The organism is Pseudomonas sp. 43(2021) (genome assembly GCF_017490805.1).
In the GTDB taxonomy this organism is placed as follows: Bacteria; Pseudomonadota; Gammaproteobacteria; order Pseudomonadales; family Pseudomonadaceae; genus Aquipseudomonas.
On sequence record NZ_JAFGYJ010000002.1, the window covers coordinates 158823 to 182667 of the forward strand.

29 protein-coding genes and 1 pseudogene are annotated in these 23845 nt (G+C 62.7%); 8 read left to right on the forward strand and 22 right to left on the reverse strand.

All coding sequences use genetic code 11. From position 1 onward, the window contains the following. The first annotated feature begins 69 nt into the window (after positions 1–69). Genes arsC through J5M71_RS02290 form a run of 3 tightly spaced genes read left to right on the forward strand, consistent with a single transcriptional unit; the run spans position 70 to position 1431 of the window. Entirely contained in the window at positions 70–423 is a 354-nt protein-coding gene (arsC, locus tag J5M71_RS02280) for an arsenate reductase (glutaredoxin) (protein WP_061551299.1), read from the forward strand. Beyond that, complete coding sequence (gene wrbA / locus J5M71_RS02285; protein WP_063911533.1) at positions 420–1025, forward strand: NAD(P)H:quinone oxidoreductase; 606 nt, start codon at positions 420–422, stop codon at positions 1023–1025. Before arsC ends, wrbA begins: the two co-directional genes overlap by 4 nt. Further along, positions 1018–1431 (forward strand): DUF2069 domain-containing protein, encoded by a 414-nt coding sequence (locus tag J5M71_RS02290; RefSeq protein WP_207829369.1) that lies wholly within the window; start codon positions 1018–1020, stop codon positions 1429–1431. Before wrbA ends, J5M71_RS02290 begins: the two co-directional genes overlap by 8 nt. A gap of 102 nt (positions 1432–1533) precedes the next feature. Here the strand turns inward: J5M71_RS02290 and J5M71_RS02295 are convergent, their stop codons facing one another. Both J5M71_RS02295 and ttcA read right to left on the reverse strand, forming a co-directional pair. Next, positions 1534–2205, reverse strand: coding sequence for a DNA-3-methyladenine glycosylase I (locus J5M71_RS02295; RefSeq protein ID WP_207829372.1), 672 nt, complete (start codon positions 2203–2205; stop codon positions 1534–1536). Between the two features lie 4 nt (positions 2206–2209). After that, entirely contained in the window at positions 2210–3034 is an 825-nt protein-coding gene (ttcA, locus tag J5M71_RS02300) for a tRNA 2-thiocytidine(32) synthetase TtcA (protein WP_012270926.1), read from the reverse strand. 262 nt (positions 3035–3296) lie between these two features. Between ttcA and J5M71_RS02305 the strand changes: the two genes are divergently transcribed. Together J5M71_RS02305 and J5M71_RS02310 are read left to right on the forward strand one after the other, a co-directional pair. Further along, complete coding sequence (locus tag J5M71_RS02305) at positions 3297–3896, forward strand: Yip1 family protein (protein WP_087501431.1); 600 nt, start codon at positions 3297–3299, stop codon at positions 3894–3896. 128 nt (positions 3897–4024) lie between these two features. Continuing rightward, positions 4025–4519: a SprT family zinc-dependent metalloprotease gene (locus J5M71_RS02310; protein ID WP_085602071.1), complete on the forward strand. Its 495-nt coding sequence runs from the start codon at positions 4025–4027 to the stop codon at positions 4517–4519. 187 nt (positions 4520–4706) lie between these two features. Here the strand turns inward: J5M71_RS02310 and fpr are convergent, their stop codons facing one another. Beyond that, a complete protein-coding gene (gene fpr / locus J5M71_RS02315) occupies positions 4707–5486 on the reverse strand; it encodes a ferredoxin-NADP reductase (RefSeq protein ID WP_003252381.1) in 780 nt (259 codons plus the stop codon). A 121-nt stretch (positions 5487–5607) separates the two neighbouring features. Between fpr and finR the strand changes: the two genes are divergently transcribed. Then, entirely contained in the window at positions 5608–6534 is a 927-nt protein-coding gene (finR, locus tag J5M71_RS02320; RefSeq protein ID WP_004375481.1) for a LysR family transcriptional regulator FinR, read from the forward strand. On the opposite strand, the gene J5M71_RS02325 is transcribed toward finR, so the two are convergent. The 3 genes from J5M71_RS02325 to J5M71_RS02335 all read right to left on the reverse strand — a co-directional run bounded on the left by J5M71_RS02325 (position 6531) and on the right by J5M71_RS02335 (position 8409). Next, the gene (locus tag J5M71_RS02325) at positions 6531–6896 is read right to left on the reverse strand and encodes a diacylglycerol kinase (protein ID WP_015269218.1); all 366 of its coding nucleotides are present in this window, start codon (positions 6894–6896) and stop codon (positions 6531–6533) included. The two genes, finR and J5M71_RS02325, sit on opposite strands and share 4 nt — an antisense overlap. A 73-nt stretch (positions 6897–6969) precedes the next feature. Continuing rightward, positions 6970–7620 carry a response regulator transcription factor ErdR gene (erdR, locus tag J5M71_RS02330; protein WP_016715442.1) on the reverse strand — a complete coding sequence of 217 codons (651 nt, stop codon included), beginning with the start codon at positions 7618–7620 and terminating at the stop codon, positions 6970–6972. Between the two features lie 78 nt (positions 7621–7698). Next, positions 7699–8409 (reverse strand): tRNA-uridine aminocarboxypropyltransferase, encoded by a 711-nt coding sequence (locus J5M71_RS02335; protein ID WP_013971344.1) that lies wholly within the window; start codon positions 8407–8409, stop codon positions 7699–7701. A gap of 220 nt (positions 8410–8629) precedes the next feature. Between J5M71_RS02335 and J5M71_RS02340 the strand changes: the two genes are divergently transcribed. Further along, entirely contained in the window at positions 8630–9049 is a 420-nt protein-coding gene (locus J5M71_RS02340) for a quorum-sensing-regulated virulence factor family protein (protein ID WP_207829374.1), read from the forward strand. 5 nt (positions 9050–9054) lie between these two features. Here the strand turns inward: J5M71_RS02340 and J5M71_RS02345 are convergent, their stop codons facing one another. Beyond that, positions 9055–9264, reverse strand: coding sequence for a hypothetical protein (locus J5M71_RS02345; RefSeq protein ID WP_207829376.1), 210 nt, complete (start codon positions 9262–9264; stop codon positions 9055–9057). Between the two features lie 162 nt (positions 9265–9426). Between J5M71_RS02345 and J5M71_RS02350 the strand changes: the two genes are divergently transcribed. Further along, entirely contained in the window at positions 9427–10545 is a 1119-nt protein-coding gene (locus J5M71_RS02350) for an LOG family protein (protein WP_025337997.1), read from the forward strand. 162 nt (positions 10546–10707) lie between these two features. Here the strand turns inward: J5M71_RS02350 and recX are convergent, their stop codons facing one another. The 15 genes and pseudogenes from recX to J5M71_RS02425 all read right to left on the reverse strand — a co-directional run bounded on the left by recX (position 10708) and on the right by J5M71_RS02425 (position 23844). Beyond that, positions 10708–11178, reverse strand: a complete 471-nt coding sequence (gene recX, locus J5M71_RS02355) for a recombination regulator RecX (RefSeq protein WP_046616639.1) — start codon at positions 11176–11178, stop codon at positions 10708–10710. A 21-nt stretch (positions 11179–11199) separates the two neighbouring features. Next, positions 11200–12267, reverse strand: a complete 1068-nt coding sequence (gene recA / locus J5M71_RS02360; RefSeq protein WP_085626456.1) for a recombinase RecA — start codon at positions 12265–12267, stop codon at positions 11200–11202. A gap of 103 nt (positions 12268–12370) precedes the next feature. Next, positions 12371–12853: a CinA family protein gene (locus tag J5M71_RS02365; RefSeq protein ID WP_207829378.1), complete on the reverse strand. Its 483-nt coding sequence runs from the start codon at positions 12851–12853 to the stop codon at positions 12371–12373. A gap of 91 nt (positions 12854–12944) precedes the next feature. Then, positions 12945–13430, reverse strand: coding sequence for a lysis system i-spanin subunit Rz (locus J5M71_RS02370; RefSeq protein WP_207829387.1), 486 nt, complete (start codon positions 13428–13430; stop codon positions 12945–12947). Beyond that, entirely contained in the window at positions 13424–13972 is a 549-nt protein-coding gene (locus J5M71_RS02375; RefSeq protein ID WP_207829389.1) for a glycoside hydrolase family 19 protein, read from the reverse strand. The genes J5M71_RS02370 and J5M71_RS02375 overlap by 7 nt, the downstream gene beginning before the upstream one ends. 24 nt (positions 13973–13996) lie before the next feature. Next, positions 13997–15031: a contractile injection system protein, VgrG/Pvc8 family gene (locus tag J5M71_RS02380; protein ID WP_207829392.1), complete on the reverse strand. Its 1035-nt coding sequence runs from the start codon at positions 15029–15031 to the stop codon at positions 13997–13999. Between the two features lie 4 nt (positions 15032–15035). Further along, positions 15036–15242, reverse strand: coding sequence for a tail protein X (locus tag J5M71_RS02385; RefSeq protein WP_207829400.1), 207 nt, complete (start codon positions 15240–15242; stop codon positions 15036–15038). Beyond that, entirely contained in the window at positions 15217–16062 is an 846-nt protein-coding gene (locus J5M71_RS02390) for a phage tail protein (RefSeq protein WP_207829402.1), read from the reverse strand. Before J5M71_RS02390 ends, J5M71_RS02385 begins: the two co-directional genes overlap by 26 nt. A gap of 9 nt (positions 16063–16071) precedes the next feature. After that, positions 16072–18120 (reverse strand): hypothetical protein, encoded by a 2049-nt coding sequence (locus J5M71_RS02395; RefSeq protein WP_207829404.1) that lies wholly within the window; start codon positions 18118–18120, stop codon positions 16072–16074. A gap of 125 nt (positions 18121–18245) precedes the next feature. After that, positions 18246–18548, reverse strand: a complete 303-nt coding sequence (locus J5M71_RS02400) for a phage tail assembly protein (RefSeq protein WP_207829405.1) — start codon at positions 18546–18548, stop codon at positions 18246–18248. A 10-nt stretch (positions 18549–18558) separates the two neighbouring features. Continuing rightward, positions 18559–19068 carry a phage major tail tube protein gene (locus J5M71_RS02405; RefSeq protein ID WP_027920000.1) on the reverse strand — a complete coding sequence of 170 codons (510 nt, stop codon included), beginning with the start codon at positions 19066–19068 and terminating at the stop codon, positions 18559–18561. 13 nt (positions 19069–19081) lie between these two features. Further along, positions 19082–20248 carry a phage tail sheath family protein gene (locus J5M71_RS02410; protein ID WP_207829406.1) on the reverse strand — a complete coding sequence of 389 codons (1167 nt, stop codon included), beginning with the start codon at positions 20246–20248 and terminating at the stop codon, positions 19082–19084. 98 nt (positions 20249–20346) lie between these two features. Continuing rightward, positions 20347–20742, reverse strand: coding sequence for a phage tail assembly chaperone (locus J5M71_RS02415; RefSeq protein ID WP_207829407.1), 396 nt, complete (start codon positions 20740–20742; stop codon positions 20347–20349). A gap of 1433 nt (positions 20743–22175) precedes the next feature. Next, positions 22176–23243: pseudogene (locus J5M71_RS29195) on the reverse strand (phage tail protein); the annotation flags it as partial. Then, the gene (locus J5M71_RS02425; protein ID WP_207829412.1) at positions 23236–23844 is read right to left on the reverse strand and encodes a phage tail protein I; all 609 of its coding nucleotides are present in this window, start codon (positions 23842–23844) and stop codon (positions 23236–23238) included. The gene J5M71_RS02425 and the pseudogene J5M71_RS29195, both read right to left, overlap by 8 nt. Position 23845: the final 1 nt, after the last annotated feature.

Sequence of the window (23845 nt, forward strand, 5' to 3'; positions counted from 1 at the left end):
AGTTTTAAAGCAAATTGGTCAGTCGCTGCGGTTAGAATAGCCGCCACACCCTGCTGGATGCGACCCGACATGACCGACCTCACGCTCTATCATAACCCGCGCTGCTCGAAATCCCGCGGCGCCCTGGAACTGCTCGAGGCTCGCGGCCTGGCGCCGACCATCGTGCGTTACCTGGAAACCCCGCCCGACGCCGCCACCCTCAAGGCCCTGCTCGGCAAGCTGGGCATCGCCCCGCGCCAGCTGCTGCGTACCGGCGAGGACGAGTACAAGGAACTGAACCTGGCCGACCCGGCGCTGACCGACGCACAACTGATCGAGGCCATGGCCCGGCACCCCAAGCTGATCGAACGGCCGATCCTGGTCGCCGGTGACAAGGCCGTGGTCGGCCGCCCGCCCGAGAAAGTCCTGGAGATCCTGCCGTGAACCAGCCCTACATCCTGGTGCTGTACTACAGCCGCCATGGTTCGACCAGCGAGATGGCCCGGCACATCGCCCGCGGCATCGAGCTGGCCGGCATGGAGGCCCGCCTGCGCACCGTGCCGGCGATTTCCACCGAGTGCGAAGCGGTAGCCCCGGACATCCCGGCCAGTGGCGCGCTGTACGCCACCCTGGACGACCTGCGCCACTGCGCCGGCCTGGTACTGGGCAGCCCGACCCGCTTCGGCAACATGGCGGCGCCGCTCAAGTACTTCCTGGATGGCACCAGCAGCCTGTGGCTGGGCGGTGAGCTGGTCGGCAAGCCGGCGGGCGTATTCACCTCCACCGCCAGCCTGCACGGCGGCCAGGAAACCACCCTGTTGTCGATGATGCTGCCGCTGATGCACCACGGCATGCTGGTGATGGGCCTGCCGTACAGCGAATCGGCATTGCTCGAGACCCGTGGCGGCGGCACACCGTATGGCGCCAGCCATCATGCTGGCGCCGATGGCAAGCGCGAGCTCGACCAGCACGAGATAGCCCTGTGCCGCGCCCTTGGCCAACGCCTGGCGACCACCGCCAAGGCCCTGGAGGCAGCACGTGGCTAAGAAGCCCAAGGTATTGCCGGCGCTGGAGTGGCTGGCACCGCGCCTGCGCCTGACGCGGGCGTTGAGCCTGGCGTTCTTCTTCGGCCTGATCGCCCTGCTGGTGGTGAACAACCTGTGGTTCGCCAACCTGCACGGGGCACGGGTCGAGGTGATCCTGGCGATCGAACTGGTACCCTTGCTGCTGTTGCTGCCGGGCATGCTGACGGGCAGCGCCCGGGCTCATGCCTGGACCTGCTTCGTGGTGAATATCTATTTCATCAAAGGCGTGCTGGCGGCGTTCGACCCGGCGCGGGCACTGTTTGGCTGGGTTGAAGTGCTGGTAAGCCTGGGGCTGTTCATTGCCGGGCTGCTGTATGTACGCTGGAAGTTCCAGCATGAGCGGCGCATGGCGGGCGAAGGCAGTTAGATTCTTCGCGGGCTTGCCCGCCCCCACAGGGATCGCGCCACACTTGAGGCCTGCGCTGTACCTGTGGGAGCGGGCATGCCCGCGAAGAGGTCGACACAAATCTCAATGGTTGACGGTATGCGCCAGCATCACCGACAACTGGCACAGCGGTCGCCCACTTTCTGCATGCCACTGGTTGAACGCCTGCTGCACCAAGGCCAGATCCCGCTGGCTGGTCGGCGGCTTGTCGATCACCTTCTGCGCAATAAGCGCCGCCGCCATGTCATCGGTAGGGATGAACGTATCCTTGCCGACCATGCGCAAGAAGCGCGGTGCAGACAAGCCGCCCAGCTGGTTGCCGTGCCTGGCCAGGTACTTCCACAAACCGACGATATCGGTCACCGGCCAGTCGGCGATGAAGGCACCAAAACTGCCCTTCTCCTTCGCCACGTCAAGGACCATCTGTGCATTGCGCGGCACGCTCTTGAGCTTGCCCAGGTGGCGGATGATGCGCTCGTCGTGCATCAGCCGCTCCAGGTGCTCGGCGCCCATCAGTACCACCTTCTCCGGCTCGAAGCCGAAGAACACCTGCTCGAACGCCGGCCACTTGGCATCCACCAGGCTGTGCTTGAGCCCGGCGCGGAACACCCGCAGGGCCAGGGTCGACAGGTAGCGGTCGTCGCTGATATCGCGCAGTTGCACCGGCGTGCGCGGCTGCGGCAGGAAGGCCTCCAGGGCCTGGGCCGAGCCGAAGCGGTTCAGGCAGTACTCATGCAGCCACTGGTAATCGCGCATGGGCTCAGATGTTCAGCACGTCTAGGAAACGCGGGGTGGCGTTTTCGTCGATCTTCAGGCTGGTGAAGTCGAACAGGTTGCGGTCGGCCAGCTGCGACGGTGCCACGTTCTGCAAGGCGCGGAAGATGCTCTCGGTACGGCCCGGGTGCTTGCGCTCCCACTCCACCAGCATGTCCTTGACCACCTGGCGCTGCAGGTTTTCCTGCGAACCGCACAGGTTGCACGGGATGATCGGGAATTCCTTCATGTCCGAGTAGGCCTGGATATCCTTCTCGCTGCAGTAGGCCAGCGGGCGGATCACCACGTTGCGGCCATCGTCGGCGCGCAGCTTCGGCGGCATGCCCTTGAGCGCGCCATTGAAGAACATGTTGAGGAAGAAGGTTTCGACGATATCGTCGCGGTGATGGCCAAGCGCCATCTTGGTCGCACCGATTTCGTCGGCGAAGGTGTAAAGGGTGCCACGGCGCAGGCGCGAACACAGCGAGCAGGTGGTCTTGCCCTCAGGGACCAGTTCCTTGACCACCGAGTAGGTGTCCTTCTCGACGATGTGGTACTCGACGCCCAGTTCCTTGAGGTAAGCCGGCAGCACATGCTCGGGGAACCCCGGCTGCTTCTGGTCCATGTTCACCGCGACGATCTCGAACTTGATCGGTGCCACCTTCTGCAGGTGCAACAGAACGTCGAGCATGGTGTAGCTGTCCTTGCCGCCGGACAGGCAGACCATGACCTTGTCGCCATCCTCGATCATGTTGTAGTCGGTGATGGCTTCGCCGGCGAGACGACGCAGGCGTTTTTGCAGTTTGTTCTGGTTGACCGAGAGGGTGCCCATAGCGCTTGGATCCGCGAGGTGTGACAAAAGCCGGCTATTTTACGCACAAACGCAGCGCCGCTGTAGGCATTCCGATAAAGACTTCAATGTAATCAGCAGCACGCCTTACAGCGCAATTTGCTCTAAAAAGCGTGGTTTATGCGGGTAACGGCTTCCTATACTGCGACATAAGGCCACATTACCGCTTGCATCGGTGTTCGGGCCTCGGGCCGCTTGCGCTCCATCTGGGGGGCGTTTGGCAACATTGAGAGGAGTGACCGGCATGATTCATCACGTTGTGGGGCTGTTTACCCATCCCGACCAGGAATGGCGGGAAATTCGTGGCGAAGAAGAAACCATCAGCCACATGTACCTGACGCACACCCTGATCCTGGCTGCGATCCCCGCCGTTTCGGCGTTCATCGGTACCACCCAGGTCGGCTGGGTGATCGGCGACCGGCCAGCGGTGATGCTGACCATGGAAAGCGCCATCTGGATGAGCATCATGTCGTACCTGGCGATGCTTGCCGGGGTGGCGGTAATGGGGGCGTTCATCCACTGGATGGCCCGCACCTACGATGCCAACCCATCCATGGCACAGTGCATCGCCTTTGCCACCTACACCGCCACCCCGTTGTTCATCGGCGGCCTGGCGGCGCTGTACCCACACCTGTGGCTGGGCATGCTGGTTGGCACCGCCGCCATCTGCTACACGGTGTACCTGCTGTACGTCGGTTTGCCGACGTTCATGAACATACCGTCCGACGAAGGCTTCCTGTTCTCCAGCTCGGTGCTGGCGGTGGGCCTTGTGGTACTGGTGGCGATCATGGCCGCCACGGTGATCATCTGGGGACTGGGCGTGGGGCCCGTCTACACCAACTAGAACAGACTCGACCAACACTGGGGCATCAACCTGGGGCCGCCGCAAGGCGGCCTCTGGCTGTGCTGACCAGTGGCTCGCAGGCTGCCCGGGGTTGCGGCATAATGCCCGGTCAGGAGAACCACCCCGCCATGCCCGAGCTGCTCAGACAACGCGTCGAAACCTGTTACCAGCAAGCCGAAACCTTCTTCAAACGCCCCTTCCCGCGCCCGGAAGTCAGCTTCAAGCTGCGCGGGCAAAAAGCCGGTGTCGCCCACCTGCACGAGAACCTGCTGCGCTTCAACCTGCAGCTTTACCGCGAAAACCAGGAAGACTTCCTGCGCCAGACCGTGGCCCATGAAGTGGCGCATCTGGTGGCCCACCAGCTGTTCGGCGACCGTATCCAGGCCCATGGCGAGGAGTGGCAGCTGATCATGCGCGGGGTGTATGAACTGCCGCCCAACCGTTGCCACAACTACGAAGTGCAGCGGCGCGTGGCCACTCGCTACATCTACCGCTGCCCGTGCCCGCAGAGCGACTTCCCGTTTACCGCCCAGCGGCACAAGCTGGTGCGCCAGGGGCGGCGCTACCTGTGCAAGCGGTGTCGGGAAATATTGGTGTATAGCGGCGAGACGCGCGTCGAGTAGATTGTGCCTTGCCTGTTCCGGCCTCTTCGCGGGTAAACCCGCTCCCACAGGGATATCTCAAGCCCTGAGGTCAGTGGTACCCCTGTGGGAGCGGGTTTACCCGCGAAGAGGCCGGTGCTGGCGATACATGACTCACAGGCACAAGAAAGGCGACCCAAGGGTCGCCTTCTTTGCCTCAGCCTGCGCCTTACTTCTCGACGAATGCACGCTCGATCAGGTAATCACCCGGCTCGCGCATACGCGGGGAGATCTTCAGGCCGAAGCTGTCCAGCACTTCGCTGGTCTCGTCGAGCATGCTCGGGCTGCCGCAGATCATCGCGCGGTCGTCCTGCGGGTTGATCGGTGGCAGGCCAATGTCGCTGAACAGCTTGCCGCTGCGCATCAGGTCGGTCAGGCGGCCCTGGTTCTCGAACGGTTCGCGGGTTACGGTCGGGTAGTAGATCAGCTTGTCGCGAACCGACTCACCGAAGAATTCGTTCTGCGGCAGGTGCTCGGTGATGAACTCGCGGTAGGCCACTTCGTTCACGTAGCGCACACCGTGCACCAGGATCACTTTCTCGAAGCGCTCGTAGGTTTCCGGGTCCTGGATGACACTCATGAACGGCGCCAGGCCAGTACCGGTGCTCAGCAGGTACAGGTGCTTGCCCGGGTTCAGGTCGTCGAGCACCAGGGTACCGGTAGGCTTCTTGCTGATGATGATCTCGTCGCCTTCCTTCAGGTGCTGCAGCTGCGAGGTCAGCGGGCCGTCCGGCACCTTGATGCTGAAGAACTCCAGATGCTCTTCCCAGTTTGGCGACGCGATGGAATAGGCGCGCATGAGCGGACGGCCGTTGTCCTGTTGCAGGCCGATCATCACGAACTGACCGTTCTCGAAGCGCAGGCCCGGGTCACGGGTGCACTTGAAGCTGAACAGGGTGTCGTTCCAGTGGTGAACACTGAGGACACGTTCGTGGTTCATGTTGCTCATCTAATGGGGCTCCTGAAGAAAGACGCGGCGCGCGCAAGACGCGCAGTTGCGCGATAGTTTAGGGGCAGCGACAATATCTGTTAACTGGATTATCAAGATATGTGTTATCGGTTATATCGATATGCGATTTACACTTCGTCAGCTGCAAGTCTTCGTTGCCGTGGCCCAGCACCAGAGCGTTTCCCGCGCCGCCAGTGTGCTGGCCTTGTCGCAGTCGGCCGCCAGCACCTCGATCACCGAGCTTGAGCGCCAGTCCAGCTGCCAGCTGTTCGACCGCGCCGGCAAGCGCCTGAGCCTCAATGCCCTGGGCCAGCAACTGCTGCCCCAAGCCGTGGCCCTGCTCGACCAGGCCAAGGAAATCGAAGACCTGCTCAACGGCAAGTCCGGTTTCGGCTCGCTGGCAGTCGGTGCCACGCTGACCATCGGCAACTACCTGGCCACCCTCCTGATCGGCAGTTTCATGCAGGTGCACCCGGAAAGCCAGGTGAAGCTACATGTGCAGAACACTGCGCACATCGTGCAACAGGTCGCGCACTACGAAATTGATCTGGGTCTGATCGAAGGCGATTGCAACCACCCGGACCTGGAAGTGCAGCCCTGGGTCGAGGACGAACTGGTGGTGTTCTGCGCGCCGCAGCACCCGCTGGCCAAGCTGGGCCGCGCCGATGTACAGACCTTGTCCCAGGAAGCATGGATCCTGCGCGAACAAGGCTCAGGCACGCGCCTGACCTTCGACCAGGCCATGCGCCACCACCGCACCAACCTCAACATCCGCCTGGAGCTGGAACACACCGAAGCAATCAAGCGCGCGGTGGAGTCGGGCCTGGGCATCGGCTGCATCTCGCGCCTGGCCCTGCGCGACGCCTTCCGCCGCGGCAGCCTGGTAGCAGTGGAAACCCCGGAGCTGGACCTGATGCGCCAATTCTACTTCATCTGGCACAAACAGAAGTACCAGACCTCGGCCATGCGCGAATTTCTCGAACTGTGCCGCAACTTCACTGCGGGCTTCACCCGCAGTGACGAGATCGTGTTGCCACCAATCGCTTAAAGCAGGATCACACCCCACACCAGCGCCACCATGGTCAGTGCCACCAGTTGCGCGGCGCTGCCCATGTCCTTGGCGTTTTTCGACAGAGGGTGGCGCTCCAGCGAAATGCGGTCGATGGCTGCCTCCACCGCCGAGTTGAACAGCTCGACGATCAAGCCCAACAGGCATACGGCGATCATGATCGCCCGCTCCGCACGGCTGACCGGCAGCCAGAAGGCGATCGGCACCAGCAGCACGTTGAGCAGCACCAGCTGGCGGAACGCGGCCTCGCCCTTGAAGGCGGCGCGCAGGCCGTCCAGCGAATAGCCGGCGGCGTTGAGAATACGTTTGAGACCGGTCTGGCCCTTGAATGGCGATGTCATGTGAGTCACTTCACAACAGAAAGGCCAGCAGACTAGACCGGCACGGGTCAAAAAAGCGTGAAGCCACGCGCATTCAGTTACTGGCAACCGATTCAAGTTGTTGCAGCAGCAACGCGGCCTGGGTACGGGTACGTACACCCAGCTTGCGGAAGATCGCGGTCACATGGGCCTTGATGGTCGCTTCCGACACGTTCAGCTCATAGGCGATCTGCTTGTTCAGCAAGCCTTCGCAGACCATGGTCAGCACGCGGAACTGCTGCGGCGTGAGGCTGGCCAGGCCTTCGCTGGCGGCCTTGGCCTCGGCCGAGACATCGACCTTTTCGAACGCCTGCGGCGGCCACCAGACCTCGCCGTCGAGCACCTTGCGCACCGCATCCTGGATCACTTCCAGGGTGCTGGACTTGGGAATGAAGCCACTGGCGCCGAACTCGCGGGACTTGACCACTACTGCCGCCTCTTCCTGCGCCGATACCATCACCACGGGTATCTGCGGGTATTGCCCGCGCAGCAGCACCAGCCCGGAAAAACCGTAGGCACCCGGCATGTTCAAGTCCAGCAACACCAGGTCCCAGTCGGCTTTTTCGCTCAGGCGGGTTTCCAGTTCGGCAATGCTGGCGACTTCAACCAGGCGTACATCCGGGCCCAGGCCGAGGGTAACGGCCTGGCGCAAGGCGCCACGGAACAGCGGGTGGTCATCGGCAATCAGGATTTCGTAAGTGGCCATCGATCTGGGGATCCTGTTCTGTGTCGGGCACTCGGGTAAGGGTCATTATGAACCAAAGCAGGGGTTGTGCCCCTTGGACTATAGGAAGGTATGCAAACGCTGGTGGGTGTCGTCCTGCTCGTCCAGCGGCAGACGCCGCTTGCCGCTCAGGTAATGCAGGCTGAACACATCCAGGTAGGCGTCCAGCGCCTGCGAGGCCTGGGTATCACCGGCCAGGTCCAGGCACATGGCCGCAACTTCCGCGGTGCAGAAGTGATCATCGCGCTTGGAGCGGCGCAGGCGATAGCGGGACATCTGCTCGGCCTGCAGGCTCAACACCGGGAAGCGGTCGAGGTACGGGCTTTTGCGGAACATCTTGCGCGCTTCGGTCCAGGTGGCATCCAGCAGGATGAACAGCGGGCGCTTGCCCGGTTCACGCACCACCTCGCTGACCACCCGCTCCTGGGCGACGAATTCGCCGGGGAAGACGATGTAGGGCTGCCAACGTGGGTCGTCCAGCAAGGCCAGCAAGCGTTCGTCGACCGACGTGCGCAGCCAGCCGAAGGCCGAGGTGTCCTCGATCAGGTCAGCGATCAACCAGCCGGTATTGGTAGGCTTCAGCGGCTCGGTGTCATGCATCAGCAGGCACACACCGGACTCGGCCTGCACCCGGGGCTTCCAGGCGCACAGGCAATGCGTGGCGATGACCCGGCAATCGGGGCAGCGTTCGGCACGCGAACCACGGGCGATGAAGGGCTTGTTGCTGCGGGCCAGGCGTTCGGCGCGCAGGCGCGCTACCGCATGGCTCATGCCGGCAGGCCTCTGGAAAGGTTGGGAATGGACACAAGGATGACTCAGAGAAAACAAGGTTGCCAGTCTACCAGAACGGGGGACAATTGCTGTGCAGGTGGCGGCGCGGACCCTATAATCGCTGTTTTTACCGTACCCCAGCCTCGCGCCTGCGCGATTTTCAGGGAACGCCGTCGACCGGCGCATGTCAAAGCGCCAGTCATCGAACCAGGAGAGATTCATGCTGCGCCGTATCGTCCCCGCCCTGAGCCTGTTGCTTGCCCTTCCCTTGGCAGCCCAGGCGGCTTCCAAGCAGGAATACGACCTGAACAACATGCTGCAGAAGGTTGCCAAAGAGAGCAGCGTCGGCACCCCGCGAGCCATCAATGAGGATATCCTCGACCAGGGTTATACGGTGGAAGGCAAGGCACTGGTCAACCATCTCAGCGTGCGCCAGGACCATGCCGCGCGCATGCAGGCCAACCCCGAACAGGTACGCAGCCAGCTGGGTGACAGCGTCTGCCGCAACAGCGGGTTCCGCAACCTGATGTCCAAAGGCGCGGTCATGGTCTACCGCTTCACGGTCTACAAGACCAACCAGCCGATCATGGACCAGGCGTTCGACAATGCCAGCTGCCTGGCCGGCAACAAGAAGAAGTAACCAAGCTACACCTTCTCGTCTTCACGGGCGCGCCAGCGCCCTTCAGCGGCGTCGGCGCGGATCTCTGCCAGCAGCGCCTGCAAGTAGCGCGACTGGCATTCATGCCCAGACAGCCTGCGCCGGCACTCGGCCTCCAGGCTCAGGTGATGCACCTGCGCCGCATTCTCCAGCTGCTGGTAAAGCTGCCGGTCCACTTCGATGATCAAGCGATGCATACCGCCACCTCCTGCATCGACACGTTTCGCTTTACCCAGTTAACCAAACCCGCATCACCCGTGGTTGCATGCCGACGGGCGGCTGTGCCGAACACCCCCGGCACGATTGGGCCCAAGGGTCTAGATTGAGGTCAGAGGTATTGGTGCAGAAGGAGACGTTGCATGCCTTACCAATCGAGTGAACTGCTGTTCAGCCACTTCCGCGACAACAACATCGACCTGAGCAACATCGACGCACAACTGCAACTGGTAGCACCGAACAGCCCCAACCTGCCGCTGTACCGCGACATGATGCTGACCATCCTGCGCATGGCCCATGACGACACCGACCGCTGGAGCGCCAAGATCACCCTGCAGGCCCTGCGCGAACTGGACCATTCGTTCCGCACCCTGGAACGCTACAAGGGCCGGCGCAAGGTGACCGTGTTCGGCTCGGCGCGCACCCCGCTGGAACACCCGATGTACGCCCTGGCCCGCGAACTGGGCGCAACCCTGGCGCGCTCCGACCTGATGGTCATCACCGGTGCCGGCGGCGGTATCATGGCTGCAGCCCATGAAGGCGCTGGCAGCGACCACAGCCTGGGTTTCAACATCACCCTGCCCTTCGAACAACACGCCAACCCCACGGTGGACGGCACCGACAAGCTGCTGCCGTTCCACTTCTTCTTCATCCGCAAGCTGTTCTTCGTCAAGGAAGCCGATGCCCTGGTACTGTGCCCAGGCGGTTTCGGCACCCTGGATGAAGCGCTGGAGGTGCTGACCCTGATCCAGACCGGCAAGAGCCCGCTGGTGCCGGTGGTGCTGCTGGATTCGCCGGGCGGCAGCTTCTGGCGCGACTGCCTGGACTTCATCAGCCGCCAGCTGGAGGAAAACCGCTACATCCTGCCCAGCGACCTGAAATTGCTGCGCCTGGTGCACAGCGCTGACGAGGCAGTGGAGGAAATCAACCAGTTCTACAGCAACTACCACTCCAGCCGCTGGCTGAAGAGCCAGTTCGTGATCCGCATGCACCACCCGCTCAGCGAGGCGGCGCTGTATGACATCCAGGAAGGCTTTGCCGACTTGCGCCTGAGTGGCAAATATCACCAGCAACCTGATAGCAGTGCCGAGCACGAAGTGGGCAATTTCAGTCACCTGACCCGTTTGTCATTTGCCTTCAATGGCCGGGATCAGGGCAGGCTGCGCGAGCTGGTGGATTTCATCAACCTGCCAGAGAACTGGGCCAAGCCGCAGCCCATGCATACCACGCAGCGGGCCAGGGAGGCGTTGAAGGTCAGTTGATTCCGTGCCCAACGTCAGGGGCGCAATTCACCCTGTGGGAGCGGGTTCATCGAGGCGTCGAACCGCCGCGAAGAATCCAACGCGGTGCATGGCACCGGCTACGCCGGTGTTCGCGGGTAAACCCGCTCCCACAGGGTCCGTGCCAGACCGCAGCCTCAGCCTTCAGTAATCGTCAAGATCACGCCCACTGAGCAGGCGGCCGATCATGTCCATGGGGAAACCCCGGTAAGCCAGAAACCGGGTCTGCTGGGCACGGCTGCGCGGATCTTGCGGGCGCTGCCCGGCAAATTTGCGCTGCCATACGTCACGCATGCGCTCGCCCCAGTCCACCTCGCTCTCGCGTAGCGCCTGCTCGATATCAGCACGCGCCAAACCGCGCTGGCCTAGCTCTTCGCGAATACGCGCAGGGCCGTAACCGGAGCTGGAACGGTACCGGATGAAACTTTCCAGGTAGCGGGCTTCGCTAAGCAGCCCTTCTTCGGCGAGCCGGTCGAGTTCAGGCTCGATCAGCTCGTCCGAAGCGCCGCGCTGACGCAACTTGCGCGTCAGCTCGACGCGACCGTGCTCACGTCGCGCGAGCAGGTCCATGGCTGTCCGACGGATGGCGACGGGGGTGTCGAGTACGGCGGACATGTTCGGCTATCTACCGAGCAATCAATAGCCGGCGTCAGCGTCGGCCATGTCGTCGGCATCAGCTTCGACAGCAGCAGCCTTACCAGCAGCCGCAACAGCACCAGCAGTCAGCAGCTTCTCGCGAATCTGCTTCTCGATCTCGGCACCAATAGCCGGGTTCTCAGCCAGGTACTTGGCAGCGTTTGCTTTGCCTTGACCGATCTTGTTGCCCTGGTAGGCGTACCAGGCACCGGACTTCTCGACCAGGCCCTGGGAAACACCCAGGTCAATGATCTCGCCGTTACGGTAGATGCCCTTGCCATAGAGGATCTGGAACTCGGCCTGACGGAACGGCGGCGAGACCTTGTTCTTGACGATCTTGACGCGGGTTTCGCTACCGACCACCTCGTCGCCTTCCTTGACCGCGCCGGTACGGCGGATATCCAGACGCACCGAGGCGTAGAACTTCAGGGCGTTACCGCCGGTGGTGGTTTCCGGGCTGCCGAACATCACGCCGATCTTCATACGGATCTGGTTGATGAAGATGACCAGGCAATTGGCGTTCTTGATGTTACCGGTGATCTTGCGCAGCGCCTGGGACATCAGGCGCGCCTGCAGGCCCACGTGCATGTCACCCATCTCGCCTTCGATCTCGGCCTTGGGTACCAGGGCAGCCACGGAGTCGACGATGATCACGTCAACAGCGTTGGAACGCACCAGCATGTCGGTGATTTCCAGGGCCTGTTCGCCGGTGTCCGGCTGCGAAACCAGCAGGTCGTCGACGTTGACGCCCAGCTTGCCGGCGTATTCAGGGTCGAGGGCGTGTTCGGCGTCGACGAAGGCGCAGGTGGCGCCGTTTTTCTGGGCTTCGGCGATGACCGACAGGGTCAGCGTGGTCTTACCCGACGATTCCGGACCGTAGATCTCGACGATACGGCCTTTTGGCAGGCCGCCGATGCCCAGGGCAATGTCCAGGCCCAGCGAGCCGGTGGAGATGGCAGGGATAGCCTGGCGCTCGTGGTCGCCCATGCGCATGACCGCGCCCTTGCCGAATTGGCGTTCGATCTGACCCAGGGCCGCAGCCAAGGCGCGCTTCTTGTTGTCGTCCATTGAAATCCTCACGTGTTCGACTTGGCCCTGACGGCCGGAATACCTGTATAAGTAGCCAGTATTATTCCACAGGCAAGCGCCCGCGCAAACCCCTGTCTTCGATTTACTCGGCACCAAGCTGTAACAAGCCGTCTAACGCGGCGATCACCGTCTGTCGGCGTACCGCTTCGCGGTCGCCATCGAACTGGCGCCGCTCGCTGAACACGCGGCTACCGTCACCCCAGGCCAGCCACACGGTACCCACCGGTTTGGCCGGCGAACCACCGTCCGGCCCGGCAACCCCGCTCACCGCCACCGCAAAGCGCGCGCCGCTGGCTGCCTGGGCACCACGGACCATGGCCTCGACCACTTCCTGGCTGACTGCGCCAACCTCGGCGAACAGCGCCGCAGGCACGTTCAACTGGCGAGTTTTCTGGGCATTGGAATAGGTCACATAGCCAGCCTCGAACCAGGCAGAGCTACCGGGCACGCGGGTGATGGCTTCGGCTATGCCTCCGCCGGTGCAGGACTCAGCAGTGGTGACCTGCGCGTTGAAGCGGCGCAAATGTTCGCCTAGGCGGGTGGCGAGGACGGTGATCGGGTCCATGTCGGGGTTCCTTGACGGGAGTGGGACACCGTAGCATTTTTGCGGCTTTCGAGTGCAAGCCTTACAGGCGCCAGACGCGTCGAGACAGGCACTAAAGCTCACCACGCACCTCCCGCACATAAGCCTGGCAGGCCCGTAACGCAATCAATCCCCGGTCCCCCTCATCGGTGATGGCGATAATTCGTCGAGCATGCGTCGGCTCAAGTCCGGCACGTACGGTTGCATGATCCACGCCGCCGGCGCTGGCGGCGGCAGACACTGTGTCGAGGAGGGTGTCGCGTTCGACCAGGACCGACAGGCGCAGATCGGCAGTAGCAAGGCGATCACGCAGGCGAGCCTGAGACTGCTGAACATCGGCAAGTTCCTTGAAATGACGGGTTTCACTTTCTTCCAGGCGTCGTTCGAGCATCTGACGCCGCTCACGTTCGGCGAGCAGCCGGGAAGCCTCGGCGTCCGCCTGGGCTTGCGCCTGTTGCGCCAGCTGCTGGCCATAGCGCCAACCCTGAACCTGCCAGGCCAGCGCTGCGGACAGCAGAAGCAAGCCCCCGCCCAGCCCCAGTTGCCACCGGCTCAACACAACACCTCGCGGGCCCGCGCCCAAAGCTTGAGGCGATCATCCAGCCCATTGAGCCCACCATTGATATGGCGCGTGATGCGATTGAACTCGCCCCGGTCAGCCAGGGCATTGAGCCCACGCGAATGCCAGAACCATGCCGCTGATTCACAGGCCCAGCGTGGTTGTTCGAGCAGTTGCGGTTGCGCCAGCAAGCGCTGATCGCCAAACAACGCGCGGCTGCAGGCCAGGTAATTGTTGCGCCCGGTAACCTGGATCAGACCGCGCCCGCAATACAGCTGGCCATCGCCATCAGCCTGGGGTGTATTACCCAGGCGCAGGGCCAGGCTGCCGGTGTCATAGCGGGCCAGGTAGCGGTCATTGCCCAGCTCCTTCACATGACGGAACTGGCCTGACTCATGGCCGACCTGGGCGATGAACGCCGCCACGCGCTTGGGGTTGTCAATTTCCCAACGTGGCAGGCTTAGGTTCAGTGCAGAAAGAAAAACGCCCGCTACAGGGCGGGCGTTCGGCAAAATGTGTAGCAATTGCGCTTCAGTGAGCATGTCTGACACTCCTTTGCATCACCCTCAAGCCTTGATGGCGGCCTGGCGGTGGGGCGCTGCGCCCTTGGTCTTTACCTTGCCTGACTTGCCGCCATTGCCTTGCACGGTGGTGCGCCAGCCCGAGCTGGTGAACACGTGCTCCACCGAGTCGATCTGGTACTGCCCGTCGAGGCCATCGACAAAACCTTGCAAGTCGATGCTGCGCTCGGCGAACAGGTCGGTGCGCCCAGGCAAGTCCAGGCGCACATGGGCGGTATCGCGGTTGAAACTGGCCAAGCGAGCCCTGGCTGCCTGCTCGGCGGCAGCACGGTTGGGGTAAAGGTGACGGTCGGTATGCACCGGCCGTTGCCCCTCAGCGGCCTCATCGTTGACCAGCTCGATGGTCCGCACCTCGCCACTGGCTACGTCAAGATGACGGGTGCGCACAGCCTTGCGCGCAGCCTTGTCATCGAGGCGGAAGTACCATTGGCTGACCTCGCCACGGGCGATGCCGACCACGCCCAGGGATTTGCCACTGGCGCTCTGCCCGCTCTGGCGCGGCAGCACCAGCAATTGGCCATTTGCCACCTTGGCGGTGCTGTCGAATTGGCGCGCCAGGCGGGTGATGAAATTGAAGTCCGATTCGTTGACCTGATCCACCCGCGGCACCAGCGTGGGCACCGGGCAGATTGCCTGCCAGCCATTGCGTGCACCGATTTCGGCGACGATGCGCTGCAAGGGTACGGCCTCCCAGCTCCCGTTGCGGATGGTCCGGCCACTGCCGCGCAGATCGCTGGCCTTGCCACGGATCACCAGGGTGTCGGGTGGGCCGAGCAACTCGACTTCATCGACGGTGTAACGCCCCAGCCGGGTCAACGGCTGGCCGGCGTAACCCAGATGCACCTCGATCAGGGCGCCACGAGCCGGCACGGCCACAGTGCCGTCTCGTGCATCGATGCGCAGCTCGAAGTCATCCGATTCCATGCCCGGCCTGTCAGTGGAACGCAGCAGCAACAGGCGATCGTTGATCAGCGCAGTGATGTCCTTGCCGTCGGCGTGGATGCGAAATTGTGGCTGCATGGCATCAGCCCCACAGGTGTATGGCGTTGGCCGGTGACAGCACCAGCGCCGGCAAGCGGAGCGTCACGCCGCTGCGAAATGGCTGAGACTCATCGGCCAACCCCTGGTTGGCTTGCAACACCGCTTCGACGCTGCCATCGAGATGCCCGTAATAATGGTGACAGAGGGTGTCGAGCAGGTCGCCCTCAGACGTTTTGCAAGTCTTGTCCATAACTGACGAACTCCAGTGAGAAACCTTGTTTGCGCGCAATGCCGCCAGCCAGCAAGGCGCCCTGCTCTTCCTCGATGCGGGTCAGGCACCAGGTGCCAAGCACTTCGCCATAGCCGGTGGTCAAAGACAGGGGCAGCAGTTGGCGGCCGATGCCACGCAGGGCCTGCAACTGGCCCAGTCCGCCCTTGAAGCCCGGGAAGATCGCGCCACGGATATTGATGGTCTCTTCCCCCAGACCCACCGCCTGCTGGGCATTCTCGCGGCTCAAACGTTCTTGCCCAGCCCAGCGAAAGCGCGTTTGCCGGCGCAGTTGATCGAAGGCTGCGGTGTCGAGGTTGAAGTAATACGGCGCTGTGTTGGCCTTCAGCGGCTGCAGTACCAGCAGGTGCGGGAACGGCGTGATCGCTTGCGCCGCAGGTGTGGCGTCAGGCGCGAGGCCAAAGGTCGACAGTACACCGCTGGCGACCGAACGCACATCACCAATCACCCGCCGCACTGCCGCTCCGGCCTTGCCCAGCTGTTCGGTGAAGGCCCCAACGCGATCGCGCACCTTGCGCACCACATCGAGGGTCTGGTCGTACTTGGCGATCACCTTGTCGACGCGCTGCCTGGCCGAGTCCATGGCGCGCAGGGTGCGTTGCAGGCGCTTGCCGATCACCGGGCCGATCCATGGCAGGGCTTCGAGCTCAGCGGCCGCTTCCCTGGTGTGGCCGACCGCCTGGTTCATCGGCTCGAGCATGGCGTCGGCACGCCGACGCCCCGCCTCGCCCGCCTTGACCAGTGCATGCAGGCCACCTTGCAGCTGTTCCAGGTAGGTCATGGGTTCTCCTCATGGCTGTGGTTGATCGACCATCTGGACCGCGCGCGCCTGACGCATCAAGTCGTCGAGCACGCGCCGGGCGATGGCTTCCAGTTGTTGCAGGGTGGTCGGGTCATCGAAACTGTTGTTGAAGGTCACCGGCATGTTGGCGGTGAAGGTGAATTGCTGGTTGATGGAGGGCGTAGCCACAGCCGGTGATGGCGGTGTCGAAATAGCTGGCGGTGCAGGCGTGACGCTTTTCTGCAATCGGCTTGCCTGGTCGGGGAAACCGGCAACGTCCTGGCTCGCCCCAGTCGCATCGAAGCCGGAGACGAATGCCAGGGACTTGCCTGACGCGCCCCCGACCCACTTGACGCCCATGCCGCCCAGGCTCCCCAGCAGGCCGCCGACCGCGCCCCCGATCACTGTACCCATACCCGGTATCACCGAGCCGATCATGGCGCCCGCTGCCGCACCACCGAGCCCACCGACCGATGAACCGGCCAAGCTGCCGACCCGTTGCGCGCTCGAAGTCGCGGTCAACGCTGCCGGAGTGCTGACATTTTTCTGCAATCGGGCTGTCTGGTCAGGGGAGCCGGTAACGCCCTTGCTCATCCCTGGCGTATCGGAGCCGGCCACGGATGCCACAGCCTTGCCTAACGCGCCGCCGACGAATTCACCGCCCATGCCGCCCAGATAACCACCACCCAGGCTCCCCAGCAGGCCGCCGATGGCGCCACCGATCACTGTTCCTAAACCGGGCACCACCGAACCGATCATGGCACCGGCTGCCGCGCCACCGAGCCATCCGGCCGAAGAGCCGGCCAAGCTGCCACCCAGCCCGCCGAAAGCCTCGCCATAGCCTTCCAGCTTCTCTTCGGGCGTGGCGTCGCCCTGGTAGATATCGGCCACCTGCAGCGAGGTATCCAGCACTGCCGTCAGTGGCGCGCGCTTGAACAGCGTTCCTGCCAATGGCAGCTGCCTGCCTGTGGCGATCAAAGGTAGCGAAGCCCCCCTCTCGGAAGCAGCTTGCGCCTCGGCCGCCAAAGGCGTTCCTTTGCTGTGTGGCGTGGGCTCATCCTCCTGCGCAAACCAGTTGAACAGCGCACCGCCGACCTGATCACCCGCAGCCTCGCCCACCTGGCCGCCAAACCTGGCCCACTGCTCTTGCGCGGTCTCTTCCTCCTTCTGCTCTGCCGCCTGTTGAGCATTCTGCTTCCGTGCAGCTTCTTTTTGCGCCTTGATTTGAGCCTTGCGCCTGCTTTCACGTCTGCTCTGACGTTTCCCTCTGCTTGTACCTGTGCTCGAGGTTCTGCCTATCGCTTTACCTTTGCCTTTGAACAGCAGAGGTGCCATCGCGCCCAGCACGCGACCGCCGATTTCGCCGACTGCAGCGCCGACGCCGCGTGCCCTTTCTTCGCCGTCCTCAGCGCTGATTAGCACCTTGGCCAGCTTGCCGAAGGTTTCGACACGGTTGTCCCGCCACTCCTTCGAAACACGCTCGCGTATCGCACGCTGTCGTTCCGGCGGCAGCTTGCGCATGACGCCAGCGATAGCAACCCCACCACCCCCGGCGGCCATCGCGAGGGCCTTGCCGAGGTTGCCCGAGTCGTCACCTGCATCCGTGCCGGGTGCCTGCCCGGGAGCCTGCGCGAGGGCCTGCGCAGGCGCTTGCAGCTTGGGTCCCACTGGCCCCTGCACGACCGAGTGCCACTGCTGAAAGACATTGACCGTCATCTGGCCCTGCAGCGGCTTGAGCTGCGCCAGCCCGGCAATCACCTGGTCCAGCATCAGGTAATGCTGGCGTAAACGCTCAACGGCATCGGCCTCATCGCCCAACCCGGCGATGGGCCCTTCCTCTTGCTGTGCCTGGTCCAGCGCCAGCTGGCGTTCGACCTGGCGTACTTTGCCGAGCTCCAACCCCAGCCGGATCACTTCGCCGATGAGCCGGCCAAGCCGGGTGCCGTCAGCCTGCCGGCGCAGGCGTTCGACGTCCCGGCGCAGCAGTTCGATGGCCTGGCCCACAGGGTTCATGACGGTGACGCCGAGCCCGAGCGAGAACACCTCTGTGTTCGCCATAGGTTCCTCCTTGTCACGGGGCGAGCCACCAGACCATGTCGCTGTACGACATGGTCATGATCTCGCTCGCAGAAAAATTCAGCTCCTTGGCCAGCCGCCGGGCGGCGGCCTTTTGCCGGCCCGGGTCAAAGTTCGTCGTCCTGCACCAGGCGAAAATAACCGCTTTGCAGACGGCTATAGTCCTTCAGGGCCAGGCCTTCGAGGTCCTTGATGCCAACCTCGGCCAGCGACGCGAACAGGTTCAGTTCGCGCTGCTCATCATCATCCACACCCCCGGCATGGGCGTTGCGGATGTCCCGCACGGTCGGTGCCCGCAGCGACAGGCTGTCGACCTGAACACCATTGGCTTCGCTGGGGCGCGACAGGCGCACGGTGACGCGATCGGCGCTCAGGGTCAGCCATTGAGGCTGCTTCTTCACTTGAGCCATGGTCATCTCCTTACAAGCCGAGCGCGGCACGCTGGGCAGCCAACTGGTCGACGCCATCGATCACGCGCTTCATGCCCAGCGCGTCGATTTCATAGATCAGGCGGCCATCGACTTCGAGCTTGTAGTAGGTCAGGCCGACGCTGTGCTTGATCTCGGCCTTGTCACCGGACTTCCAGTCACCCATGTCGATTTCCTTGAGCGTGCCACGCAGGGTCACCACTACCGGGTTGATCTTGCCCTTGAGGCCCTTGAAGGCGCCGCGGAACGTACCGTTGAAGCCACTGCCGTCGGCCAGGCCGAAGAACTTCAGCGCTTCGCGGCGCACACCGGTGGTGGTGAAGGCCGCTTCCTGCTTTTCCATGCCCAGGTCCATTTCGACCGGCATGTCCATGCCGCCGGGGCGGTGTTCCTCCATCTTCAGGGTGAGTTTGGGCAGGGTCAGGCTAGGTACATCACCCTGGAAGCTGACGCCATCGACGAACAGGTTCAGGTTGGCCAGGGTTTCGGGAATCATTGCCATGTAAATGCGCTCCTTAAGCGGCGGAATCGAGGACTTCGGTCAGCCACTGGTTGGTGACTTCGACACGGAAATTGGGGTTTTCGGCAGGCGGCACGTCGGTGAAACGAATGTTCCAGTACACCTTGCCCTGCTCGAGCTGGCTGGCGGTGTTCAGCTCCGGGTCGGCGAAGACCTCGAAATTGATGATCGCGCCCTGGTTCTTCAGGTCACGCATGAAGGCCTGCAGGCCCTCGGTGACGTCCTTGACGTAGGTGGCGGTGATGGCGCGGTCGACGGCCCACTTGTGGCCGTAGAGGATCGCGTCCATGACGATGTCCATGGTCCGTACTCGGGTGACGAACGCCCATTTCGGGTCGCTCGACAGGGTGCGGTTGCCCCACAGGCGGAAGCCGTCATCGCGGATGATGGTGGCGATGTTGGCGTTGTTCAGCAGGTTGGCGCGGCAGCTGTCATCGCCATCGAGAAACTCCACCGGGCGAGTGGTGCCGGTGATGCCGACGAATTCCTTGTTCGAGGGCGAGGCCCAGAAACCGTATTCGCGATCGGTCCAGGCGAACAGGCCGGCGACCCAGGCCGAACCGGGTGCATCGACGGTGGCTTCCTCGCCGTTGTCCCAGTACTGCACGCCCGGGTCGACCAGGAAGGCGCGTTTGGCGCCGAAGTTCTTCGCGTAGTCGATGGCCGCCTGGTCGGTGGTGTTGGGGCCGTCGATGATGGCGATGCCGCGCAGCTTGTCGGCCAGGGCCACCAGTGCCGTGCCCACCGCCTGGGTAGCGCTGTGGCGCGGGGCAGCCAGCAGGCGTGGCTGGGCGTTGAAACGGCTCTTGCCGTCGAGCAGCGCCTGCAGGCCGGTGCGTTTGCCGTCGGCCTGCACCGTGCCGATGATCGCGGCGGTCTGCTCCGCTGCATCGTCCAGCCTGGCCACGCCACAGGCGACGATGACCGCCTTGGCACGGGTGTAGATGGCGCGGCAGGCCTTGGTGATGGCGGCGTTTTCGCCAAAGGCCGCAACGGCTTCACGCTCGCTGGTGATCAGTACCAGATCGTTGGCCTTGGCGGTGGCGCCAGCGCCCTCGGTGAAGGTGTCGACCAGACCGATGATCGAAGAGGAAGGCAGCGCGATGCTGCGAGCGCCGGTGTCGACGTTTGTTACGGTGACGCCGTGGAAGAATCCACTCATGTAGGTTTACTCCGGGTTCAGGTATGAAAAGGCCCTGCGGGTGCAGGGCCTGAAGGGTGCTGCCAGAAAAGAAAACGCCCCGGCGGTGCGGGGCGTCATCACGTATATGAATCGATCCAGTCGGGGGCTTCTGGCCGGGCGCTTCGATCTGGAAAGCGTTGGTCTTGTGGCCAGTCACGCAATTGTTGGAGATAGTTGAGCAACTCGAGGAATTGCGCGTCACTGAAAGTCGTCGGTCGCCCCAGCGCTTGCTCGTCTCGATGGCGGTCCCGCAGCCATTGGTACAGGGTAATTTCCGCGTCACGCCAGGCTCGCTCTATCGTCTCCGCATGTTGCCTCGATTGAATCGGCTCGACGAAAACTGCATTTACATAGCGCCACCCTGCTTGCACCTGCGGTGGGCAGGAGCGCCATTTCAGATCGGGGTGATATCGGCCTTCTGGATCCACCTCGGTTGTTTCCAGCACGACCTCGTCTTGTACTAATGCCCACATTTCTGCACCTAATACGTAATGAAAACACAGCCCGCAGCACCGGCCTGAGAGCGTGTAACGGTCCTGCCGCCACCGCCCATGCCAGGCTGACTGAGAATTGAAATATCGTAAGCGGCAAAAATGCTTTCACCGCCGCCTCCCTGGCCTCCCCAGTTCGTGGTTCCACCGGAACTTCGCAAAGGAGGGAACCCCGAGCCAAGCGATGCGTTGAAATCACCACCTGCTCCTTGCCCACCCGGCGCACCAACATTCATTCCACCGGCAGTCCCACCCGTTGCAGAACAGAACGCACCGAACGACGAGGATCCACCGGGAACGCCACTCTCACCTTCTCCCGCAACGGCGGTTCCTCCGGCACCGACGGTAATCGTGATGACGCTACCTGGGGTCACAACGCACAAGCGCTTGCTGATCCCGCCGCCACCGCCACCGCCTGGTCCAATGACCGTCGAATCCCTGGCCCCGAAAGCACCACTGCCGCCGCCGCCACGCACTTCCACTTCGACCTTGTGAACGCCATCGGGAACCGACCATTGATAGACGCCTGCTGTTCTGAAACGGACCTGATTACGATATGGCAAGTTGATACTGGTGTTGATGATCTGCCACTCCGTCCAACCGTTTGCATTTTGCATGACGCGGATGGCATGGATTGGCGTCGCGCCCACGGATAGTCCCCCTGTAATACGCTGAACCAGATAGTTGCTTGCGTCAGAGCCCTCAACCACCAGGTTATAGCGAGTCGCCGTCAACCACCCCCTGGGAACATTGGTCAAACCGGCCATGGGCGTTAGATAGTTACCCGGAACAACGTACTGGTTGAGGTCCGTTTCAGCGCTCAAATAGGCTTTGCCAAGCCCGAAGGAGCCGACGACCGCCATGGCCCCCGCTGTTGTATCTGTAGGGGAAACTTGCTTGGGTGTGTTGCCACTTGTCCATAACAGTGCCCAGTCGTTCCACTGCGCAGTGTTGCCAATCCGGCTTCGAATGAATGTCAGCGGTTCGCCGCTTGTCAGGGTGTCCCAAAGCTGGGTAGCCCCGACAGTACTCGACCGATGAATGTGCATGATCTGGCCTGAGGCAAGCACTTGGCCTGAAACCGGATGCTTCGGCTTCATACCGGCAGTATCTTGGCCAACGACGTAAAAACCGCTGGCTGATACCTCATCGATATTCGTTATGGGCGCAGAAGGCGCACCGATGCCGAAGAGCGCCATGGCCGAGCGAACGAACGCGGTGGTAGCGATGCTCGTATCATTATCAGCGGCTGCAGGCGTAGGGGCCTTAGGGTCGCCAGTGAACGATGGGCTGGCCAATGCGGCTTTTTTGGCCAGTTCATTTGCCATGGTGGTCGCAAAATTTGGGTCATCCCCTAGCGCGGCAGCCAGCTCATTCAAGGTATCGAGCGTACCTGGAGCGGAAGCAACCAGGTTGGCTACAGCCGTCATTACGAACGCCGTATTCGCCAACTGCGCGTTGTTCGTTCCGGGATTGGCTGTTGGCGCGGTGGGAAGCCCGGTCAATGCAGGGCTCGCCAGCGGTGCCTTCAAGGCAAGCGATTGGTCGATTTGACTCTTGGTGTACACATCGGTCAAACCGTAACCGGCGACGGTGTCAGGATTAGTGGCTGCGACTACCCGGCCATACGTATCGACAGTCACACTGTGGTAGGTTCCCGCAACGACTGCGGTACGCCCGAACGCCATGACAAAGCTTAACGCAGTAACACCCAACGCGATTGGCCCGTCGGTGGTCAGTTGCCAGGCACTGTCGCCATTGGCAACCCCTTTTTCCACCAGAACCATCAATCCCGGCGTCACCTTGGCATCGGTATCGGCATCGCTACTGCGACTCCAGGCCCCGGCAGCAACCTTGTAGATCCCATTATCCTTGGCTGCGGTCTGGTTCTTCACCAACACCCGCGCCCCGGTAGTCAGCGCCACGCCATCAACCGTTTGCAACCCGGTCAGGGCAATGTTCGCCGTAGTCGCCGCCAGCACCGAATGCTTGAAGTCCTGCCTGGCCAGTTCCTCGGTAACCCACTCCCGAGTCGCCAGCACCACCGCCGGGTCGATCTTCAGTTGCACATTGCTGGCGCTGCTGACCACCAGGTTCATCCGCACCACCTGGGTACGTCCCGACCCCTGGCTCAGCAGCGGCTTGTAGGTCGGCGCGCAATTGGCCACGGCGACCATGTCACCATCGGCATCGTAAAGCGCAATTTCGCGAATCCACTTGCCGCCAACGTCGGCCGGGATGACCTGCTCGGCAATGATGATCGCGCTGTTCTTGTCATCCACCTTCAGCTGGTTCAACGGCGCCCGGCGCCATTCGTTGATCAGGCTGGTCTGGGTGGCATTGGGGGTAGGATCGGTGCCTTTGGCATCGCCGACACCCATCTGGGTGATTTTCCAGGCAATGCCCAAGGCATCGGCATTGGCCTGTTTCGCCGCGCCCACGTTGGTGAGGATGGCGTAGAACTGAGAAGTCTGGTCAACCATGTGCAATGTCCAAGGTATCGATTGTGTGTTCGCGGCCACCGCGCCCCATCACGCCGATGACTTCGATGTCACGGGGCGCCAACGGGTAGATGTCCAGTTCGTCGCCGTCCTGGATCGCGCAGCCGAAATGAAGGGCGCCACGGCTTTCGAGGCTGATCACCAGGCCGGTCAGGTGGCGGCTGACCGGCCGGGCGTCGTCGATCAGGGCAGACAGTTCCTGATAGGTGCTTTCACTGATGCCCGTATCGGAAACGCCGATCTTCAGGGCGAACGTGCCCGCCTGAGCAGGCGGCGTGGTCTGCCACCACTCCTGCACCTCGATCAGGTAGCCGAAGGGCTCCACCACCCGCCGGAGCGCACCCAGGGTGCCTTTGTGGGCATGGACGAAGAACGCCGAGCGGATCACCGAGCGTTTGATCTCATCGCTCCAGCTGTCCTCCCAACGGTCCACCGACCAGGCCCAGGCCAGCTGATAAAGAAGATGCGCCGGGCAGGTATCCGGGTTGTAGAGTTGGCGCAGGCTGACCTTGAGGTCCTCGTCCGCAGCCACTTCGATGGCCCGCTCCAGCGCGGTGCGGTTGAGCGGCAACAGGCTTTGCATA

Coding starts and splice junctions, on each gene's coding strand:
- arsC (WP_061551299.1), top strand. CDS start 70: ATGACCGACCTCACGCTCTATCATAACCCGCGCTGCTCGAAATCCCGC.
- J5M71_RS02295 (WP_207829372.1), bottom strand. CDS start 2,205: ATGCGCGATTACCAGTGGCTGCATGAGTACTGCCTGAACCGCTTCGGC.
- ttcA (WP_012270926.1), bottom strand. CDS start 3,034: ATGGGCACCCTCTCGGTCAACCAGAACAAACTGCAAAAACGCCTGCGT.
- J5M71_RS02305 (WP_087501431.1), top strand. CDS start 3,297: ATGATTCATCACGTTGTGGGGCTGTTTACCCATCCCGACCAGGAATGG.
- J5M71_RS02310 (WP_085602071.1), top strand. CDS start 4,025: ATGCCCGAGCTGCTCAGACAACGCGTCGAAACCTGTTACCAGCAAGCC.
- fpr (WP_003252381.1), bottom strand. CDS start 5,486: ATGAGCAACATGAACCACGAACGTGTCCTCAGTGTTCACCACTGGAAC.
- finR (WP_004375481.1), top strand. CDS start 5,608: ATGCGATTTACACTTCGTCAGCTGCAAGTCTTCGTTGCCGTGGCCCAG.
- J5M71_RS02325 (WP_015269218.1), bottom strand. CDS start 6,896: ATGACATCGCCATTCAAGGGCCAGACCGGTCTCAAACGTATTCTCAAC.
- erdR (WP_016715442.1), bottom strand. CDS start 7,620: ATGGCCACTTACGAAATCCTGATTGCCGATGACCACCCGCTGTTCCGT.
- J5M71_RS02335 (WP_013971344.1), bottom strand. CDS start 8,409: ATGAGCCATGCGGTAGCGCGCCTGCGCGCCGAACGCCTGGCCCGCAGC.
- J5M71_RS02340 (WP_207829374.1), top strand. CDS start 8,630: ATGCTGCGCCGTATCGTCCCCGCCCTGAGCCTGTTGCTTGCCCTTCCC.
- J5M71_RS02345 (WP_207829376.1), bottom strand. CDS start 9,264: ATGCATCGCTTGATCATCGAAGTGGACCGGCAGCTTTACCAGCAGCTG.
- J5M71_RS02350 (WP_025337997.1), top strand. CDS start 9,427: ATGCCTTACCAATCGAGTGAACTGCTGTTCAGCCACTTCCGCGACAAC.
- recX (WP_046616639.1), bottom strand. CDS start 11,178: ATGTCCGCCGTACTCGACACCCCCGTCGCCATCCGTCGGACAGCCATG.
- recA (WP_085626456.1), bottom strand. CDS start 12,267: ATGGACGACAACAAGAAGCGCGCCTTGGCTGCGGCCCTGGGTCAGATC.
- J5M71_RS02365 (WP_207829378.1), bottom strand. CDS start 12,853: ATGGACCCGATCACCGTCCTCGCCACCCGCCTAGGCGAACATTTGCGC.
- J5M71_RS02375 (WP_207829389.1), bottom strand. CDS start 13,972: ATGCTCACTGAAGCGCAATTGCTACACATTTTGCCGAACGCCCGCCCT.
- J5M71_RS02380 (WP_207829392.1), bottom strand. CDS start 15,031: ATGCAGCCACAATTTCGCATCCACGCCGACGGCAAGGACATCACTGCG.
- J5M71_RS02385 (WP_207829400.1), bottom strand. CDS start 15,242: ATGGACAAGACTTGCAAAACGTCTGAGGGCGACCTGCTCGACACCCTC.
- J5M71_RS02390 (WP_207829402.1), bottom strand. CDS start 16,062: ATGACCTACCTGGAACAGCTGCAAGGTGGCCTGCATGCACTGGTCAAG.
- J5M71_RS02395 (WP_207829404.1), bottom strand. CDS start 18,120: ATGGCGAACACAGAGGTGTTCTCGCTCGGGCTCGGCGTCACCGTCATG.
- J5M71_RS02400 (WP_207829405.1), bottom strand. CDS start 18,548: ATGGCTCAAGTGAAGAAGCAGCCTCAATGGCTGACCCTGAGCGCCGAT.
- J5M71_RS02405 (WP_027920000.1), bottom strand. CDS start 19,068: ATGGCAATGATTCCCGAAACCCTGGCCAACCTGAACCTGTTCGTCGAT.
- J5M71_RS02410 (WP_207829406.1), bottom strand. CDS start 20,248: ATGAGTGGATTCTTCCACGGCGTCACCGTAACAAACGTCGACACCGGC.
- J5M71_RS02415 (WP_207829407.1), bottom strand. CDS start 20,742: ATGTGGGCATTAGTACAAGACGAGGTCGTGCTGGAAACAACCGAGGTG.
- J5M71_RS02425 (WP_207829412.1), bottom strand. CDS start 23,844: ATGCAAAGCCTGTTGCCGCTCAACCGCACCGCGCTGGAGCGGGCCATC.